Annotated in this window: 13 protein-coding genes; 5 read left to right on the top strand and 8 right to left on the bottom strand. The window is 73.3% G+C overall.

Features of this window, described 5'->3' with window-relative positions:
* From dgoD to GA0070609_RS09975, 4 genes are all read right to left on the bottom strand, one after another.
* Positions 1-1,149 carry a galactonate dehydratase gene (gene dgoD, locus GA0070609_RS09990; protein ID WP_088993549.1) on the bottom strand — a complete coding sequence of 383 codons (1,149 nt, stop codon included), beginning with the start codon at positions 1,147-1,149 and terminating at the stop codon, positions 1-3.
* Positions 1,150-1,153: 4 nt separating this feature from the next.
* On the bottom strand, positions 1,154-1,969 hold the full coding sequence (locus GA0070609_RS09985) for a carbohydrate ABC transporter permease (protein ID WP_088993548.1): 816 nt from the start codon (positions 1,967-1,969) through the stop codon (positions 1,154-1,156).
* Entirely contained in the window at positions 1,966-2,913 is a 948-nt protein-coding gene (locus GA0070609_RS09980) for a carbohydrate ABC transporter permease (RefSeq protein ID WP_197700253.1), read from the bottom strand. Before GA0070609_RS09980 ends, GA0070609_RS09985 begins: the two co-directional genes overlap by 4 nt.
* Before the next feature lie 77 nt (positions 2,914-2,990).
* A complete protein-coding gene (locus tag GA0070609_RS09975; RefSeq protein ID WP_231928607.1) occupies positions 2,991-4,280 on the bottom strand; it encodes an ABC transporter substrate-binding protein in 1,290 nt (429 codons plus the stop codon).
* A 137-nt stretch (positions 4,281-4,417) separates the two neighbouring features.
* Here GA0070609_RS09975 and GA0070609_RS09970 point away from each other — a divergent pair, with 137 nt between their 5' ends.
* The 4 genes from GA0070609_RS09970 (at position 4,418) to GA0070609_RS09955 (ending at position 7,233) form a co-directional block, all read left to right on the top strand.
* Positions 4,418-5,179 (top strand): FadR/GntR family transcriptional regulator, encoded by a 762-nt coding sequence (locus GA0070609_RS09970; RefSeq protein ID WP_231928606.1) that lies wholly within the window; start codon positions 4,418-4,420, stop codon positions 5,177-5,179.
* Positions 5,180-5,396: 217 nt separating this feature from the next.
* Positions 5,397-6,257, top strand: a complete 861-nt coding sequence (locus GA0070609_RS33830; RefSeq protein WP_197700252.1) for a hypothetical protein — start codon at positions 5,397-5,399, stop codon at positions 6,255-6,257.
* Positions 6,254-6,640 carry a VOC family protein gene (locus GA0070609_RS09960; protein ID WP_088993546.1) on the top strand — a complete coding sequence of 129 codons (387 nt, stop codon included), beginning with the start codon at positions 6,254-6,256 and terminating at the stop codon, positions 6,638-6,640. The genes GA0070609_RS33830 and GA0070609_RS09960 overlap by 4 nt, the downstream gene beginning before the upstream one ends.
* A gap of 164 nt (positions 6,641-6,804) precedes the next feature.
* Positions 6,805-7,233, top strand: coding sequence for a PPOX class F420-dependent oxidoreductase (locus GA0070609_RS09955; protein ID WP_088993545.1), 429 nt, complete (start codon positions 6,805-6,807; stop codon positions 7,231-7,233).
* 21 nt (positions 7,234-7,254) lie between these two features.
* Here GA0070609_RS09955 and GA0070609_RS09950 read toward each other — a convergent pair whose 3' ends face one another.
* The 4 genes from GA0070609_RS09950 to GA0070609_RS09935 form a co-directional block, all read right to left on the bottom strand.
* A complete protein-coding gene (locus GA0070609_RS09950; protein ID WP_088993544.1) occupies positions 7,255-8,691 on the bottom strand; it encodes an MFS transporter in 1,437 nt (478 codons plus the stop codon).
* A gap of 200 nt (positions 8,692-8,891) precedes the next feature.
* Positions 8,892-9,830 carry a mechanosensitive ion channel family protein gene (locus tag GA0070609_RS09945; protein WP_088993543.1) on the bottom strand — a complete coding sequence of 313 codons (939 nt, stop codon included), beginning with the start codon at positions 9,828-9,830 and terminating at the stop codon, positions 8,892-8,894.
* A gap of 85 nt (positions 9,831-9,915) precedes the next feature.
* Entirely contained in the window at positions 9,916-11,208 is a 1,293-nt protein-coding gene (locus GA0070609_RS09940; RefSeq protein WP_088993542.1) for a hypothetical protein, read from the bottom strand.
* Between the two features lie 46 nt (positions 11,209-11,254).
* Positions 11,255-12,883 carry a serine/threonine-protein kinase gene (locus tag GA0070609_RS09935; protein WP_088993541.1) on the bottom strand — a complete coding sequence of 543 codons (1,629 nt, stop codon included), beginning with the start codon at positions 12,881-12,883 and terminating at the stop codon, positions 11,255-11,257.
* Between the two features lie 381 nt (positions 12,884-13,264).
* On the opposite strand from GA0070609_RS09935, the gene GA0070609_RS09930 reads away from it, so the two are divergent.
* Positions 13,265-14,797: a sensor histidine kinase gene (locus GA0070609_RS09930; RefSeq protein WP_088993540.1), complete on the top strand. Its 1,533-nt coding sequence runs from the start codon at positions 13,265-13,267 to the stop codon at positions 14,795-14,797.
* Positions 14,798-14,884: the final 87 nt, after the last annotated feature.

Here is a 14,884-nt window from a genome sequence, read left to right as displayed (position 1 = left end):
TCACCATTCCGCGTAGGAGCCGTCGCGGTGCCGCCAGGTGGGGCTGCGCCAGGCGTGGCCGCGCTTGTCGGCCGTCCGCACCGCGTGTTCGTCGATCTCGATGCCGAGGCCGGGCGCCGTGAGCCGCTCGACGTAGCCGTCGACGAAGGTCAGCGGGGTCTTGTCGAGGCAGTAGTCGAGCACCTCGGCGCCGAGGTTGTAGTGGATGCCGATGCTCTGTTCCTGGATCAGGTAGTTCGGGGTGGCGAACCCGACCTGGAGGCAGGCGGCCAGGGCGATCGGCCCGAGCGGGCAGTGCGGGGCGAGCTGCACGTCGTACACCTCGGCCAGCGCGGCGATCTTGCGCACCTCGGTGATGCCGCCGGCGTGCGACAGGTCCGGCTGGGCGACCGCGATGCCGGCCTGGAGCACCGGCAGGAACTCCTGCCGGTTGTAGAGCCGCTCCCCGGTGGACACCGGGGTGGTGGTGGAGCGGACGAACTCGCCGATCAGGTGCGAGTTCTCCGGCACCACCGGCTCCTCGAGGAAGAACGGCCGGAACTCCTCCAGCAGCGGGGCGACCCGGCGGGCGCTGGCCAGGCTGAACCGGCCGTGGAAGTCGACCGCCACGTCCCGCTCGTCGCCGAGCACCTCGCGGGCGGCGGCCACCCGCCGGACCACGCCGTCGAGCTCGGCGACCGAGGCGACCGGGCTCATCTTCCCGGACGCGTTCATCTTCACCGCGGTCAGGCCGCTCTCGACGGCGGCGCTGATCTGGTCGCGGACCTCGGCGGGCTCGTCGCCGCCGACCCAGCCGTAGACCCGGATCCGGTCCCGGACCGGGCCGCCGAACAGCTGGTGCACCGGCGCGCCGAAGTGCTTGCCTGCGATGTCCCAGAGCGCCTGGTCGAGCCCGGCGACCGCGCTGGCCAGGATCGGCCCGCCGCGGTAGAACGAGCCCTTGGTCATCACCTGCCAGTGGTCCTCGATGCGCAGCGCGTCCTGGCCGATCAGCAACTCGCTGAGCTGCTCGACGGCGGTGCGGACGGTCTCCGAGCGGCCCTCGCAGGTGGCCTCGCCCCAGCCGACGATCCCGTCGGTGGTCTCCACCCGGACGAAGAGCCAGCGGGGCGCGACCAGGAAGGTCTCCACCCGTGCGATCGTCGTCATGGCCTCAGCCCTTCGTGGCGCCGGCGGTGAGGCCGGAGACGATGTACTTCTGCACGAACAGCGCGATCACCATGATCGGCACGGTGACCACGGTGGCCGCCGCCATCAGGCCGCCCCAGTCGATGCTGGCGTAGCCGACGAAGTCGAAGATCGCCACGGGCAGCGTCTTGGTGTCGGCGCCCGAGAGCACCAGGGCGAACATGAAGTTGTTCCAGGAGAAGATGAACGACAGGATGCCCGCGGTGGCCACGCCGGGCACCGACAGCGGCAGGGTGATCCGCCGGAACGCGCCGATGTGGGTCAGCCCGTCGACCAGGGCCGCCTCTTCGAGCTCGGCGGGCAGGCCGTCGAAGTAGCCCATCATGATGTAGACGATCAACGGCAGCGAGACGAACATGTGGCTGAGGATCAGCACGGTGTAGCCGCCGACCATCTGCAGGTTCGAGAAGACGTAGTACCAGGGCACCAGCAGCGAGACGCCGGGGATGACCCGGGCCATCAGCACGACGAGCGCGGACTTCTTCATGTTGAAGCGGCTCATCGAGTACGCGGCGGGCACGCCGAGGATCAGCGACAGCACGGTCGCCGCGAACGCCACCCAGAGGCTGTTGCCGATGAACTGGACGTAGTTCGCCTGCTCCAGCACGGTGCCGTAGTTGTCCAGGGTGGGCGAGAAGGAGAACGCCTTCTCGGTGTCGTAGATGTCGACGTTCGTCTTCAGCGACGCGAGGATCATCCAGATCAGCGGGGCGACCAGCGACAACACCACGGCGACCAGGGCCACCGCCCGGAACACCTTGAACGGCCTGCTCGGCTTCATCGCTCCAGCCCCTTCTTGCGGTAGGTCAGGGCCCACATCACCCCGATGATGATCAGGAAGAAGATGATCAGGACGGTCGACGAGACGCCGTAGTCGTTGTAGTCGAAGCTCAGCCCGTAGGCGTAGACGTTGAGCGTCTCCACCTCGTGGAACGACCCGCCGCCGCGCCCCTTGGTCGCGTAGAGGATGTCGAAGGTCTTCAGCGCGTCGATGCCGCGCAGCAGGACCGCGACGATCACGGTCGGCATCAGCAGCGGCAGGGTGACGTGCCGGAACCGCTGCCAGGTGCTGGCGCCGTCGATCAGCGCCGCCTCCTGCGGCTCGTCCGACAGCGAGGTCAGGCCGGCGAGCAGGATCAGCACGACCATCGGGGTCCACTGCCAGATGTCGATGAACATCGTCGTCGGCAGGGCCGAACTCTGCCCGGAGAGCCAGGGCTGCGGCCCGATGCCCACCCAGCTGAGCAGCTGGTTGGCCATGCCGATGTTGGGGTCGAAGATCAGTCGCCACATCATGCCGACCGCGACCGGGGTGGCCACCAGCGGCAGCAGGATGGCGACCCGGACCCACTTCTCACCGCGGAAGGGCCGCCACAGCAGCAGGGCGATCGCCATGCCGAGGACGACCTCGACCAGGAGCACGACGCCGGTGAACAGGACGGTGCGCCACACCGCCGGCCAGAACCGGTCGGTGTCGGAGAGCACGTCCAGGTAGTTCTGGAAGCCGATGAACTCGCTCTCGGCGCGGACCGAACCCTCGGCGTCGGTGAGGCTCAGGTACCCGGTCCACGCCACCGGGAAGACGATCAGCACGGCGACGAACGCCATGGCGGGTGCCGCGAAGAGCCACTTGCGGTGCGCGTTGGCCCAGCGCGACCAGGCCGATTCGGTCGGCCCGGACGGGGCCGCGGGCGATCTGGTGGCTGGGGTGGTGACGACTGACATGGGGTCTCCGGGTGCTCAGGGCCAGGGTCCCGGCGCGGGGTGGCGGAGCCGGTCGGCCCCGCCACCCCGCGGTCGGACTACTTCGCCTCGTCGTCGAGGAACTTCTGGAACTTCTCGTTCGCCGCGTCCGCCGAGGCGGCCGCGTCCTTGCCGGTGATCGCGTCGACGATCGGCTGACCGACGATCTCCCGCGCCTCGGCGACCTTCACGACCAGCGGACGGTCGTGGCCGACACCGTTGGTGGTGCTGACCGCGGTGGCCTCGGCGAGGTCCTTCGGGTAGGTCGAGGTGCCCTCCGGGTTCGCCCAGACGGAGGCGCGGGCGCCGGGGACGCCGGCCTTCTGCTGCGCCAGCGACTGGTCCTTGCCGGCCGCCCACTGGATGAACTTCCAGGCGTTGTCCTTGTTCTTAGACGCGTCGTTGATGCCGAGCGCCCAGGACGGGACGTTGTACGGCTTGGAGCCGGCCGGGCCGGCCGGGAAGGTGGCGAAGCCGACGGTGTCGGAGACCTTCGACTTGGCCGGGTCGGTGGCGTTCTTGTAGAGCGAGTTGGCCTCGGTGTAGAAGGCCGCCTTGCCCTGGGTGAAGATCGCCATCGCCTCGGACCAGCTCATGTCGGTGCTGATGTTCTCCGGGCCGTGGTCGCGCAGCAGCCCGCCGTAGTAGGCGTACGCCTGCTTGGCCTGCTCGGTGTTGACCGTGGCCTTGCCGCTGGCGTCGACGAAGTCGCCGCCGAAGCTGTACAGGAAGCTGGAGAACTGGGTGACCGCGGCGGACTTGCCGGTACGGGCCACGAAGCCGGCGACGCCCGGGTTGTCGGCCTCGACCTTGGCCGCCTGCGCCTTGAGCTCGTCAAGGGTCTTCGGCGGGGCGGTGAAGCCGGACTTCTCCAGCAGGTCCTTGCGGTAGTAGAGGACCTCCTGCTCGGTGATGATCGGCACGCCGACCAGCTTGTCCTCGTACGAGGTGGCCTGCACCGGGCCGGCCTGGAAGTCGCTGAACTCGAAGGCGCCGTCCGACTTGGCCTTGTCGGTCAGGTCGGCGAGGTACTTGTTCTTGGCGAACAGCTTCCCCTCCTGCAGCGGCCGGTACATCATCACGTCCAGGTCGGTGGACCCGGCGTTCAGCTTGACGTTGTACTGGTCCGACAGCTGGTCCTCGCCGAGCTGGGTCACCTCGACCTTGAGGCCGGTCTGCTTCTCGAACTCCGGCAGGGCCTTCTTGATGTTCTCCGTCCAGACGTGGTTGACCAGCGTCACCCGGAGGGTGTTCGAACCGCTGCCGCCGTCGTCCCCGCCGCCGCAGGCGGACAGGCCCATGGCGGCGACCACGGCCAGAGAAGTGCCGATTATTGATCGACGTCGCACGCTTGTCTCTCCTTCTGTCCCCGGTCGCTGCCCTGGCTAGGGCGCTACCTCGGTGTTTACATCCGCTTAACGTCGGGATGCTAGGCCGAAAAAGCGGACTTATTCAAGAGGTTGATCTAACTGATATGATCCGTGGCGTGGAACGGTACTCCTCCGGGGGCGCAGCCGCCCAGAACGCCCCTGCCGAGGCCGGGCTGCACGCACGTGTCCTCGACCACCTCGGCACGGCCATCTGCGGCGGCGACCTGGCCCCCGGGGCGGTCCTCAACATCGACGAGCTGGTCGACCGGTACGCGGTGTCCCGCTCGGTGATCCGCGAGGTGCTGCGCGTCCTCGCCTCCATCGGGTTCATCGAGACCCGCCGCCGGGTCGGGGTGATGATCCGGCCGGCGAACGACTGGAACGTCTTCGACCCGCAGGTGATCCGCTGGCGGCTCGCCTCGGCCGGGCGGATCACCCAGCTCCGGTCGATCACCGAGCTGCGTACCGCGGTCGAGCCGCACGCCGCCTGGCTGGCCGCCACCCGGGCCGACCACGACGAGGCGAGCGACCTGGTCGGGCTCGCGGCGAAGATGTGGGCCGCCGGCAAGGCCGGCGACGAGGAGCGGTTCCTGAGCCTCGACATCGAGTTCCACCGGCGGGTACTGGTCGCGTCCGGTAACGAGATGTTCGTCCGGTTGCAGGACCTGATCGCCGAAGTGCTCACCGGCCGGCACAAGCACCACCTGATGCCGCACCACCCGAGCGACGAGGCCCTCCAGCTGCACGCCGACGTCGCCCAGGCGATCCAGCGGCACGACGGCGAACGCGCCCGGCGGGCGATGGTGCAGCTCATGGAGCAGGCGTTCGACGAGATGAAGTCGATCTGGGAGCAGAGCGCCGAGCCGGACGTTTCCTGACCGGCCCCTTCCGCGCGTCCCTCCCGAAGCTCCACCCGCCCGCGTATGCTGGTGGCGGCGCCGTCCCGCGCCCCACCTCCTTACCGGTGCTCACGCCGCCGGCCGCGCGGAGGCAAAGGGAACCTGGTGTTCTCGGGATGCCGTGCCACATGCCTTCTCCGGCGCGGTCGACGGGAGCGTGAGTCCCTGCGACCGTGCCGTTGACAGGGAGCATGTGATGACGCATCAGCGCACCTTCAAGGACCGGGTCCGCAGCCGGATGGCCAAGACCGGCGAGAGCTACACCACCGCCCGCCGGCAACTGCTCGCCCGCGCCCAGGCCACCCCGACCGAGCCCGCCGCACCCGCCGCCCCGGCCCACCCGACGACCCCGGCCGCAGCAGCCCCGGCCGAGCCGGCGACCCCGGCCGAGCCGACGGTCCCAGCGGCGGCCCCGATCTCCGCGGCCACGGGCCCGGCGGGAGCGTCGGTACCCGACCAGGCCGGTCCGGCGGCGGCCGAGACCGCCACCGGGCCGGCGGAGCAGACCGAACGGATCTCCGACGCGCTGCTCAGCGAGCGCACCGGGCGCGCCTGGGCGCAGTGGTTCGCCCTGCTCGACGAGTGGGGCGGCACCGGGCGTACGCACACCGAGATCGCCCGTTGGCTGGTCACCACCCACGAGGTGCCCGGCTGGTGGGCGCAGACGGTCACCGTCGGCTACGAGCAGGCGCGCGGTCTGCGGGCACCCGGGCAGCGGCGCGGCGGCGGGTTCTCCGCCAACGGCTCCCGTACCGTCGCGGTGCCGGTGCGGCGGCTCTTCGACGCGTTCGCCGACGACGCGCTGCGCCGGCGGTGGCTGCCCGAGGACGTCCGGGTCCGTACGGCCACCGCACCGAAGTCGTTCCGCGCGGACTGGACCGACGGGTCGAGCCGGATCCTGGTCGGCTTCGCGGCCGCCGGCGAGTCGAAGTCCCGGGTGGCGGTGCAGCACGAGAAGCTCGCGGACGCCGAGCAGGCGGCGCGGCTGAAGGCGTACTGGCGGGAGCGGCTGGCCGCGCTCAAGCAGCTCCTCGAATCGGACGGAGACCCGCGATGACGACGACCTTCATCAACCTGCCGGTCCGCGACCTGACCACCTCCACCGAGTTCTTCCGGATCCTCGGGTTCCACGCCAGCGACCTGTCGCCGGACGGCACCAGCATCCAGCTCACCCTCACCGACACGACCCACCTGATGCTGCACAACTCCAGCTCGTTCGCCGCCTACACCGGCGTCGACGTGCCGGACACGGCGACCACCCGGGAGGTGATCGTCGGGCTCGGCCTGGACAGCCGGGAGCAGGTCGACGACCTGATCGGCCGGGCCGTGGCGGCCGGGGCCGAGAGCCTCGGCGAACCGCAGGAGCGGGGCGGCCTCTACATGGGCGGCTTCCGCGACCTCGACGGCCACCAGTGGTCGTTCCTGCACGTCGGCGGCTGATCGCCGGGTCCGGTGGCGGTCGGTCGGCCGCCACCGGACCGGCAGCCATCCGGTAGCCCCGGCCCCGCACCGCCCAGCGGTCGCGCCACCGCCTCCGCCGACGCCGCCCCAGCCGAGCCGCGGGCCCCGGGCGGGCGCGTCTGACGATCGACCAGAATGGCGCCATGGCGCAGGAGATGACCGACGAACAGTGGCGGGCGTTCGTCAGCCACGGCACCCGGACCGGCAAGCTGGCCACCGTACGGGCCGACGGTTCGCCGCACGTGGCGCCGGTCTGGTTCGTGCTCGATGGCGACGAACTGGTCTTCAACACCGGGCGGAGCAGCGTGAAGGGGCGCAACCTGCGGCGCGACCCGCGGGCGGCGCTGACCGTCGACGAGGAGCACCCGCCGTACGCGTTCGTCGCGGTGCGTGGCCGGGTCACCGTCAGCGAGGACCTCGACGAGATGCTCACCTGGGCGACCCGGATCGCCGCCCGCTACGTCGGCGACGACCAGGCGCAGCGATATGGCCGGCGCAACGCGGTGCCGGGCGAGTTGCTGGTGCGGCTGCGGGTGGAGCGGGTGGTGGCCTTCACCGGCATCGCCGACTGACCCGGCGAAGGCCACCGGCGGCTAGCGCCCGGCTGCCGCGCGCCGCCCGCCACGACCGGGCGCGGGCGCCCCTCGCCGCCGCCCGCCGAGCGCCAGCGGCACCGCGAGCAGCGGGTACACCGCCGCGGCCACCGCGAAGGCCACCCCGTTGCCGGCCGCCGTGGCGACCACTCCGTACCCGGCGTAGACCACGATGATGGTCAGGTCGGTGGCCATCCCGGCCAGCGACGTGACGGTGGCCCGCCCGGGGCCGGTGATCCGGGCCTGCAACCGCGCCTCGGCCAGCACGCTGGCCAGTTGGAAGCCGCAGAAGGCCAGGCCGACCAGGACGAAGCCGACCGGCCGGCCGAGCAGCGCCCCGGCGGCCAGGGCCAGACCGGCGAACGCCAGCAGGGCCGCCTGACCGCGCCGGCCGAGCCGCTCACCGGCCGGGGCGAGCAGCCCGCCGACGCTCACCCCGACCCAGGTCAGCAGGAGCAGCAGCGGCACGGTCTCGGCGGCGACGCCGGTGTCCCGGGCCAGCAGCGGGGTGTACTCGTCCAGCGCGCCCCACACCGCGGTGACCGCGGCGACCAGCAGCACCGCCGAGCGGACCGCCGGGTCGGCGCGCACCTCGGCCAGCCCGGCGCGCAGGCTGGCCCACCAACCCAGGTCGTCCTCCTCCGGCTCCCCCACCCCGGCCGGGTCGGGCGCGCCGGCCGTGTCGGGGCTGGCCGTGCCGGGACCGGACAGAACGGAGACCGTTGGTGCGGCGCTGACCGGCGCCTCGGGGGTGCGGGTGTCCAGGTCGTCGAGGATGCCGCTGGCAGGGCTGGTCGGTGCGGCGCTGGTCGGTCCGGCGCCGAGCGGGGCGGCGGGGCTGGTCACCGCGGTGCGGTGTTCCGGGAACCGGGTGGCGACGGCGGCGGCGAGCAGGCAGGCCAGCACGCTGGCCGCGCCGACCGCCGGGTACCCGCCGGCGGCGAGCACCGGGGCGGCCAGCACGATCGAGGCGAGCACGGCGAGCGTCTCGGCGGTCCGTGCCCGACCGATGGTCCGGGCGTACCGGCCGGCCGCGCCGAGGCGGTCCAGTTCGGTGAAGACCAGCGCCTCCAGCGCGCCGGAGGCGAGCGCCCCGCCGGCGCCCCAGAGCACGAAGCCGACGGCGAAGGCCGGGTAGGACGGGACGATCACCCAGAGCGCGAACGCGGCGGCGCTGACCAGCGGAGCGAGACAGAGCAGCAGCCGGCGGGAGACCGCGTCGGCCCAGGCCCCGGAGGGCACCTCCAGCAGGATGCTGCTGGCCGACCAGATCACGAAGAGCGAGCTGATCTGCCACACGGACAGGCCGGTGTCGCTGAACAGCAGCGCGTACACCGGATAGAGCAGGACGAGTTCACTGAGGAACGCGTACCCGTAGAGGGTGGCCGCCAGCCGGCGGACACGCGGATCGGGCACGCGCGCGGTGATGGGAGTCATGAGGCCTTCCCGGAAGGACGAAACGGACGCCGGACGTACGGCGACCGCGGCGGCCCACGGCAGTGGCCTCTAGCGGAGCATCAACATCGCCAGGTCATGCGGCGATGGTAGTCGGACCGGGCCGGGCCGGTCATGCCCATTCGCCGGACACGCGCCGGGGTGGGACCCGACGGGTCCCACCCCGGACGGTCGGCGACGGGTCAGCGCCGGTCGCGGTCCACCGGCGGAATGACCATGGTGGCCTCGGCGTCGTCACCGGTCGGCTGCGCTGGGATGGTGGCGCCCCGCGGCGTGGGCTGGGTGGCGTCCGGGTCGGTCTGCGCCGGAGCGACGGCTCCGGGGTGGCCGGGCGTGGCGGGCACCACCTGGGTGGCCTCCGGGTCGCCGCCGGCCGGACCCGCGGCGGGCGCCGACTCGGCCAGCCGGGCCGCGGTGTCCCGGCGGCCGGCCTGGTACGCCCGGGCGTGCGTGGCGATCGCCTGGGACTCCTGCTCGGCCCGGGTCAGCCAGGACTCCCAACGGCTCTGCATCGGCCGGACCAGCCCGCCGCCGACGCCGACGATCAGGATGCCGCCGACCGTGGCCAGCACGGCGATCAGCACCGGGGTGGTCACCGCGGTGGCCACGCCGATCTGGTTGAGCGCGGCGATGATCCCCAGGCCGAGGATGAACACCGACGCGATGGTGGCCAGGATCCGGCCGTACGACAGCCCGCCGAGGGCGCCGCTGATGATGTCCTTGACCGCGTTGGCGATCGCCGCGGCCACCACCACGATGACGATCGCGACGAAGGCCCTCGGCAGCCAGGCGATGACCCCGGCGATCAGGTCCGAGATGGGGTTCGGCCCCCAGATGCCGAACGCGAGTTGCAGGGTCACCAGCAGCACGCCGTAGTAGACGAGCTTGGCGACGATGTCGCTGGCGTCGTACCGCGATCGGGCCAGTGCCCGGCGGATGCCGCCGCGCTCGACGGCCCGGTCGAAGCCGACCCGCTCCAGCACCTTGTCCACGAGCTTGCGCAGCGCCTTCGCCGCCAGCCAGCCGACCACCAGGATGGCCACGAAGCCGACGGCCTTGGGCAGGAAGAGCAGCACCGAACGGAGGGCGTCCCCCACGGCGTCACCGAAGTTGTCTCGCATCGAAATCCTCCACAGCACCGGTTCGTCCCGGCCGACCTACCCCGTGGGGATCCACCGGAAACCCGGGCGCGGCGGCGCCGGGAGGTCACGGTCGGCAGTCGTACGCGACCTCGGTCTGCGCCTGCATCGGCGCCGGGGAGGTGATGTTGACGGTGGCCGTCTGCCGGGTGCTGCCGACGCCGGTGAACGTCCACTCCAGCGTGAGGTCGACGGTGCGCTGCCCCCGGCCGACCCGCTCGGTCAGCACGTTGCTCGGCGGGCTGCCGGAGCGCAGCCACTGGTACTCGACGACCCCGCCCCGGCCGTTGGTGCGTACCGTCGCGACCACGTCGACGGTGACGTCACACCGGTCACCGGCCGGCTCGGGCACCGCCACGGTCACCCCGGTGATCTCCAGCGGGCTGATTCGCTGCCACAGGTAGATTCCGACGGCGGCGAGCAGCGCCAGGGTGAGCAGAGTGGACAGCACCGAGGTGAGCGTCCGCCAGACCGACCGTGGGCGTCGCGGCGGCGGCGGCGCCGGCCAGGCCGGTGCGGCCGGCGGCGTGGCCGGGACGCCGGGTCCGAACCGCACCTCGCCGCCGGCCGGTACGGCAGCCGCACCGGGTGCCCCGGCGGCCGCGCCGGCCCTGCCGGGCGTGGCCGCGCCGGCCCTGCCCGGCGTGGTCGCGCCGGTTCCGCCCGGCGTGGTCGCGCCGGTCACACCGGTGCTGCCGGGCGTGGCTGCGGCGGTACGCGGGCCGTAGAGCGTGCCGGTCCCGGCGGCGGTGGTGGCCCCACCGGTCGGATGGGTCGGATGGGTCGAATCCGGCGCGGCCGGCCAGGCCGCCGGACCGGGGCGACCGGCCGCGCCCATGTCGACTGTCGACTCCCCCGCCGACGGCGGAGACCATCCAGCCGCCCGATGACCGGTCGACCCGGCGGCACCCCAGCGGACCGTCGGCTCGCCACCGCCCAACTGAACCGTCGCCTCCCCCGCACCCAGGTGCACCGTCGACTCCCTCGCGCCCAGGTGCACCGTCTCCCCCGCGCCGGGGTGCACGGTCGGCTCCCCCGCGCCCAGGTGCACCGTCGGCTCCCCCGCGCCCAGGTGCACCGTCGGCTCCCCCGCGCCCAGGTGCACCGTCGGCTCCGCTCCGCCCGGCTGCCTCGGCGGCGGGGCCAGGTGGACGGTCGGCTCGACCGGCTCCGGACGCTCGGCGGACTCGGGGGCGAGCCGCACGGTGGGCTCGGCCGGCGGCGCCGGGCCGGCGGGCCGGCCGAGCGGGCCGGGCGGGTCGGGCTGGCCGGGCGGGTCGGGCGGGTCGGGCGGGTCGGGCGGGTCGTCGTACCACGCGCGGGTGGGCAGCGCCTCGGTCGGGTCGTTCGGCTGGGTCACGGCGGCCGTCCTGTCTCGTCGTCGTCGGCTTGGCGTCCGGGAGCGGTCAGCCCGGGGTGCAGTTCGAGTCGAGGGTGACGTACACCGGTCCGCCCTCGGCGGTGTTGCCGGCCTGGTCGGTGGCGAGCACGCGGACCGGGATCCGGATGGCGTTCGCGGGCCGCGGCAGGTCGCCGAAGGCGCCCCGGAACGACCCGTCGCGGCTCGGGGACATGGCGACGTCGGTGGACCGGCCGTCGAGGGTGTAGCGGAGCCGCACCCGCAGCGAGCCGACCGGCGTACGGTCGTCGGCGACGGCCGCGGCGATGGTGCTCGACGTCGGCCCGTACGGGCAGCCCCGCGGATCGAGCCTGGTCGGGTTGGCCGCCACCTTCCCCACCGTCGGGGCGACGGTGTCCGGCGGCGGCGGGGGGCTGGTGCCGGTCGACGCGCTCGGGCTCGGGCTCCGGGTGGGCGGGCGGGTCGTCGCACCGGGGGTGGGCGGCTCCGGCGCCGCCGTCGTCGTGCCCGGCTCGCCCGACGGGGTGGGGGTGGCGCTCGGCGTCGGGGTGGGCGACCCGGCGCCGGGCGTCGCCGCCGCGCCGCCGGTCACGGTGGTCGAGCCCGAGGTGCCCGCCCCGGCCGCGGGCAGCGGCTCGTCCCGGGCGGCGTAGCTGAGCCCGGCACCACCGACCAGCAGGGTGGCCACCACCCCGGCGCCGACCAGCGACCTACGGGCCCGGCCGGGGCGCAGCCACGTCCACCGTCCGGTGCTCGCGCCGAGGGCGGTGCTGGCCAGGCTGGTGGCACCGCCGGTGCCGGCCGGGAAGGGGAAGAGGGCGGCCAGCAACGCCGCCCGGCGGGCCAGTTCCCGCAGCCCGCGCTCCTCCCAGTCCGCGCCGTACGCCCGGCCCGCCACCTGTTCGAGCAGGACGAGGAACGCCTGGGCGGGTTGCGGCCGGTCGGCCGGCTGCTTGGCCATGCCGTGCCGCAGCAGGTCGTGCACCGGCGCGGGGGCCGGGTCGGTGGGGATCGGCGCGGTGGCGTGCTGCTGGCGCAGGGTGAGCAGGTCCCGCCCGTCGTACGGTGGACGCCCGGTGAGGCATTCGTAGAAGGTCGCGGTCGCCGCGTAGATGTCGCAGGCCGGGCTGGCCGGGGCGCCGGTCCACTGCTCCGGGGCCATGTAGCGGGGCGTGCCGGTGACCGAGACGCCCGAACCGGCGCCGACCGGCATGGCGATGCCGAAGTCGGCCAGCTTGCTGGCGCCCTCGGCGGTCACCAACACGTTCTCCGGCTTGTAGTCGCGGTGCACCACGCCGCGGGCGTGCGCCGCCCCGAGCCCGGCCAGCGATCCCTTGAGGACGCAGAGCGCCGACTCCGGCGCGGTCGGGCCGTGCGCGCGCAGCATCTGCCGCAGCGACACGCCGTTGACCAGCTCCATCACGATCGCCGCGCCGTCGGGCGACTCGACGTACTCGTAGAGGCGCGAGACGTGCGGGTCGTCGATCTCGCCGAGCAGCCGGGCCTCGTCGCGGAAGGCGGTCCGGAACGACGGGTCGTCGCCGACGCCACCGGTGAGGTACTTGATCGCCACCGGGGTGCCGGTCGCGTCGTGCACGGCCAGGTCCACCCGGCCCGACGCGCCCGCGCCGAGCTGCCGCACCGGCGTGTAGCCGGACACCTGCCAGCCGGTCACGCGATCACCTCCCCGCTCGGCGAGTCGTCACGGGCGCCACGCTGGTCATTGTGGCCGCCGCTGTGGGTCGGGCCATCGGCGCAACGGGTGCTTCCGCCGCCCCGGACGTCGGCCGGCGCGCGGCGGGCCGGGCCGGGCCGGACCCGCCCGCCCGACGGTCACCGCTGGGCGGCCGGGTGACGGCGTCACGGTCGGGTGCTGGCATGGTCGATCGCGGACACACGTCCACACAGGTAGCAGCTCCCGGCAAGCCTGCGCGCTGGCCGTCCGCCCACCGCGCCGGGCCGACCCGGCTCGGTTAATGTGCAGGCCGTGAGCGACAGCGGAACGGTTCCGGCGACGGACAGCCGGCGGAGGACGACCCGGTGGTGGCTCAGTGTCATGTTGCTGACCATGGCCGCCCTCGTCGTGCTCGGTGGTGGCCTGGGCGCCGCCGCCCTCACGCACACCGCGGCCGTGTCCGACCGGTTGGCCGACCGGATCGCCCCGGCCCGTACGGCCGTCGGGGAGCTCGACAGCGAGCTGGTGAGCCAGCGTGCGGCCGTGTTCGCGTACGCCCTCAGCGGCGAGGACCGATACCTCGCCACGTACCGGCAGAACCTCGAAGCCGAACCGGTCACGATGGCCCGGCTGCGCGACCTGCTGGCCGACGAGCCGGCGGCGCTGCGCGACCTGGAACACGCCGAGGCGCTCGCCGGCCGGTGGCACAACGACGTCGCCGAGCCGCTGATCCGGGGCCGGCAGGCCGGCACCGACCCGGCGGAGCTGGCGGCGGTGGCGACCCGCGGCCTGGACACCTTCGAGGCGCTCCGGGCGGAGTTCAGCGCGCTGGTGGCGCGGCTGGACCAGATCCGGGACGCCAGCCGGGCGGACCTCGACCGGGCCCGTGGGCTGCGGGACCTCACCTTCGTGGCGATCCTCGCCGCGCTGCTGCTGACCAGCGTGGTCAGCTCCGTGCTGGTACGGCTGACGGTGCTCCGCCCACTGGAGCGGCTCGGCGAGTCGGTGCGGCAGGTGGCCGGCGGGAACTTCCGCCACCGGCTGCGCCCGCAGGGGCCGGCCGACATCGCCCGGCTCGCCGACGACGTGGAGACGATGCGGCAGCGGATGGTGGACGCGCTGGAGCGCGGCCAGCACGACCGGGACGCCCTCGAACAGCAGGCCGCCGAGCTGCGCCGGTCGAACGAGGACCTGGAGCAGTTCGCCTACGTCGCGTCGCACGACCTGCAGGAGCCGCTGCGCAAGGTGGCCTCGTTCTGCCAGATGCTGCAGCGCCGCTACGGCGACCAGCTCGACGACCGGGCCCGGCAGTACATCGGCTTCGCGGTCGACGGGGCGACCCGGATGCAGGAGCTGATCAACGACCTGCTGGCGTTCTCCCGGATCGGCCGGGTCTACAGCGACCTGCGCGAGGTGGATCTGGCCGAGGTCTTCGAACAGGCGGCGGCGAACCTGTCCGGCGCGGTCGAGGAGGCCGGCGCGGAGATCACCCGCGATCCGCTGCCGACCGTGCAGGGCGACCCGACGCTGCTGACCATGCTGTGGCAGAACCTGCTCGGCAACGCGGTCAAGTTCCGCAGCCCGGAGCGGGACCCCCGGGTCCGGGTGACGGTGGCCGACACGCCGGACGGCTGGTCGTTCACGGTCGAGGACAACGGCATCGGCATCGACCCCCGGTACGCCGAGAAGATCTTCGTGATCTTCCAGCGGCTGCACCCCCGCGGCTCGTACCCGGGCACCGGCATCGGCTTGGCGGTCTGCAAGAAGATCGTGGAGTACCACGGCGGCACCCTGAGCCTGGACGAGACGTACACCGGCGGGGCGCGGTTCCGGTTCACGCTGCCCCGCCCGGCGCCGCCCGCCGTACCAGAACAGCCGGCCGAGCCGGCGGCGGAGTCGGCGGTCCCGGCCTGAGCCGGGTGGCGACCGCGACCAGCAGCGCGACGGCGGCGACGGCCAGGCAGGCCCGGGGGGCTCATGCCGGCGGCACATGACAGGTTG

The organism is Micromonospora echinaurantiaca (genome assembly GCF_900090235.1).
In the GTDB taxonomy this organism is placed as follows: domain Bacteria; phylum Actinomycetota; class Actinomycetes; order Mycobacteriales; family Micromonosporaceae; genus Micromonospora; species Micromonospora echinaurantiaca.
Note: the sequence above shows the minus strand (reverse complement) of the source record. Positions and strands in the feature narration are given on the sequence as shown.

What these genes read in the sequence shown, in the direction of transcription:
- dgoD (WP_088993549.1), bottom strand. Translation starts at nt 1,149, where the DNA reads ATGACGACGATCGCACGGGTGGAGACCTTCCTGGTCGCGCCCCGCTGG.
- GA0070609_RS09955 (WP_088993545.1), top strand. Translation starts at nt 6,805, where the DNA reads ATGGCGCAGGAGATGACCGACGAACAGTGGCGGGCGTTCGTCAGCCAC.
- GA0070609_RS09930 (WP_088993540.1), top strand. Translation starts at nt 13,265, where the DNA reads ATGTTGCTGACCATGGCCGCCCTCGTCGTGCTCGGTGGTGGCCTGGGC.
- GA0070609_RS09945 (WP_088993543.1), bottom strand. Translation starts at nt 9,830, where the DNA reads ATGCGAGACAACTTCGGTGACGCCGTGGGGGACGCCCTCCGTTCGGTG.
- GA0070609_RS09960 (WP_088993546.1), top strand. Translation starts at nt 6,254, where the DNA reads ATGACGACGACCTTCATCAACCTGCCGGTCCGCGACCTGACCACCTCC.
- GA0070609_RS09980 (WP_197700253.1), bottom strand. Translation starts at nt 2,913, where the DNA reads ATGTCAGTCGTCACCACCCCAGCCACCAGATCGCCCGCGGCCCCGTCC.
- GA0070609_RS09950 (WP_088993544.1), bottom strand. Translation starts at nt 8,691, where the DNA reads ATGACTCCCATCACCGCGCGCGTGCCCGATCCGCGTGTCCGCCGGCTG.
- GA0070609_RS09985 (WP_088993548.1), bottom strand. Translation starts at nt 1,969, where the DNA reads ATGAAGCCGAGCAGGCCGTTCAAGGTGTTCCGGGCGGTGGCCCTGGTC.
- GA0070609_RS33830 (WP_197700252.1), top strand. Translation starts at nt 5,397, where the DNA reads ATGACGCATCAGCGCACCTTCAAGGACCGGGTCCGCAGCCGGATGGCC.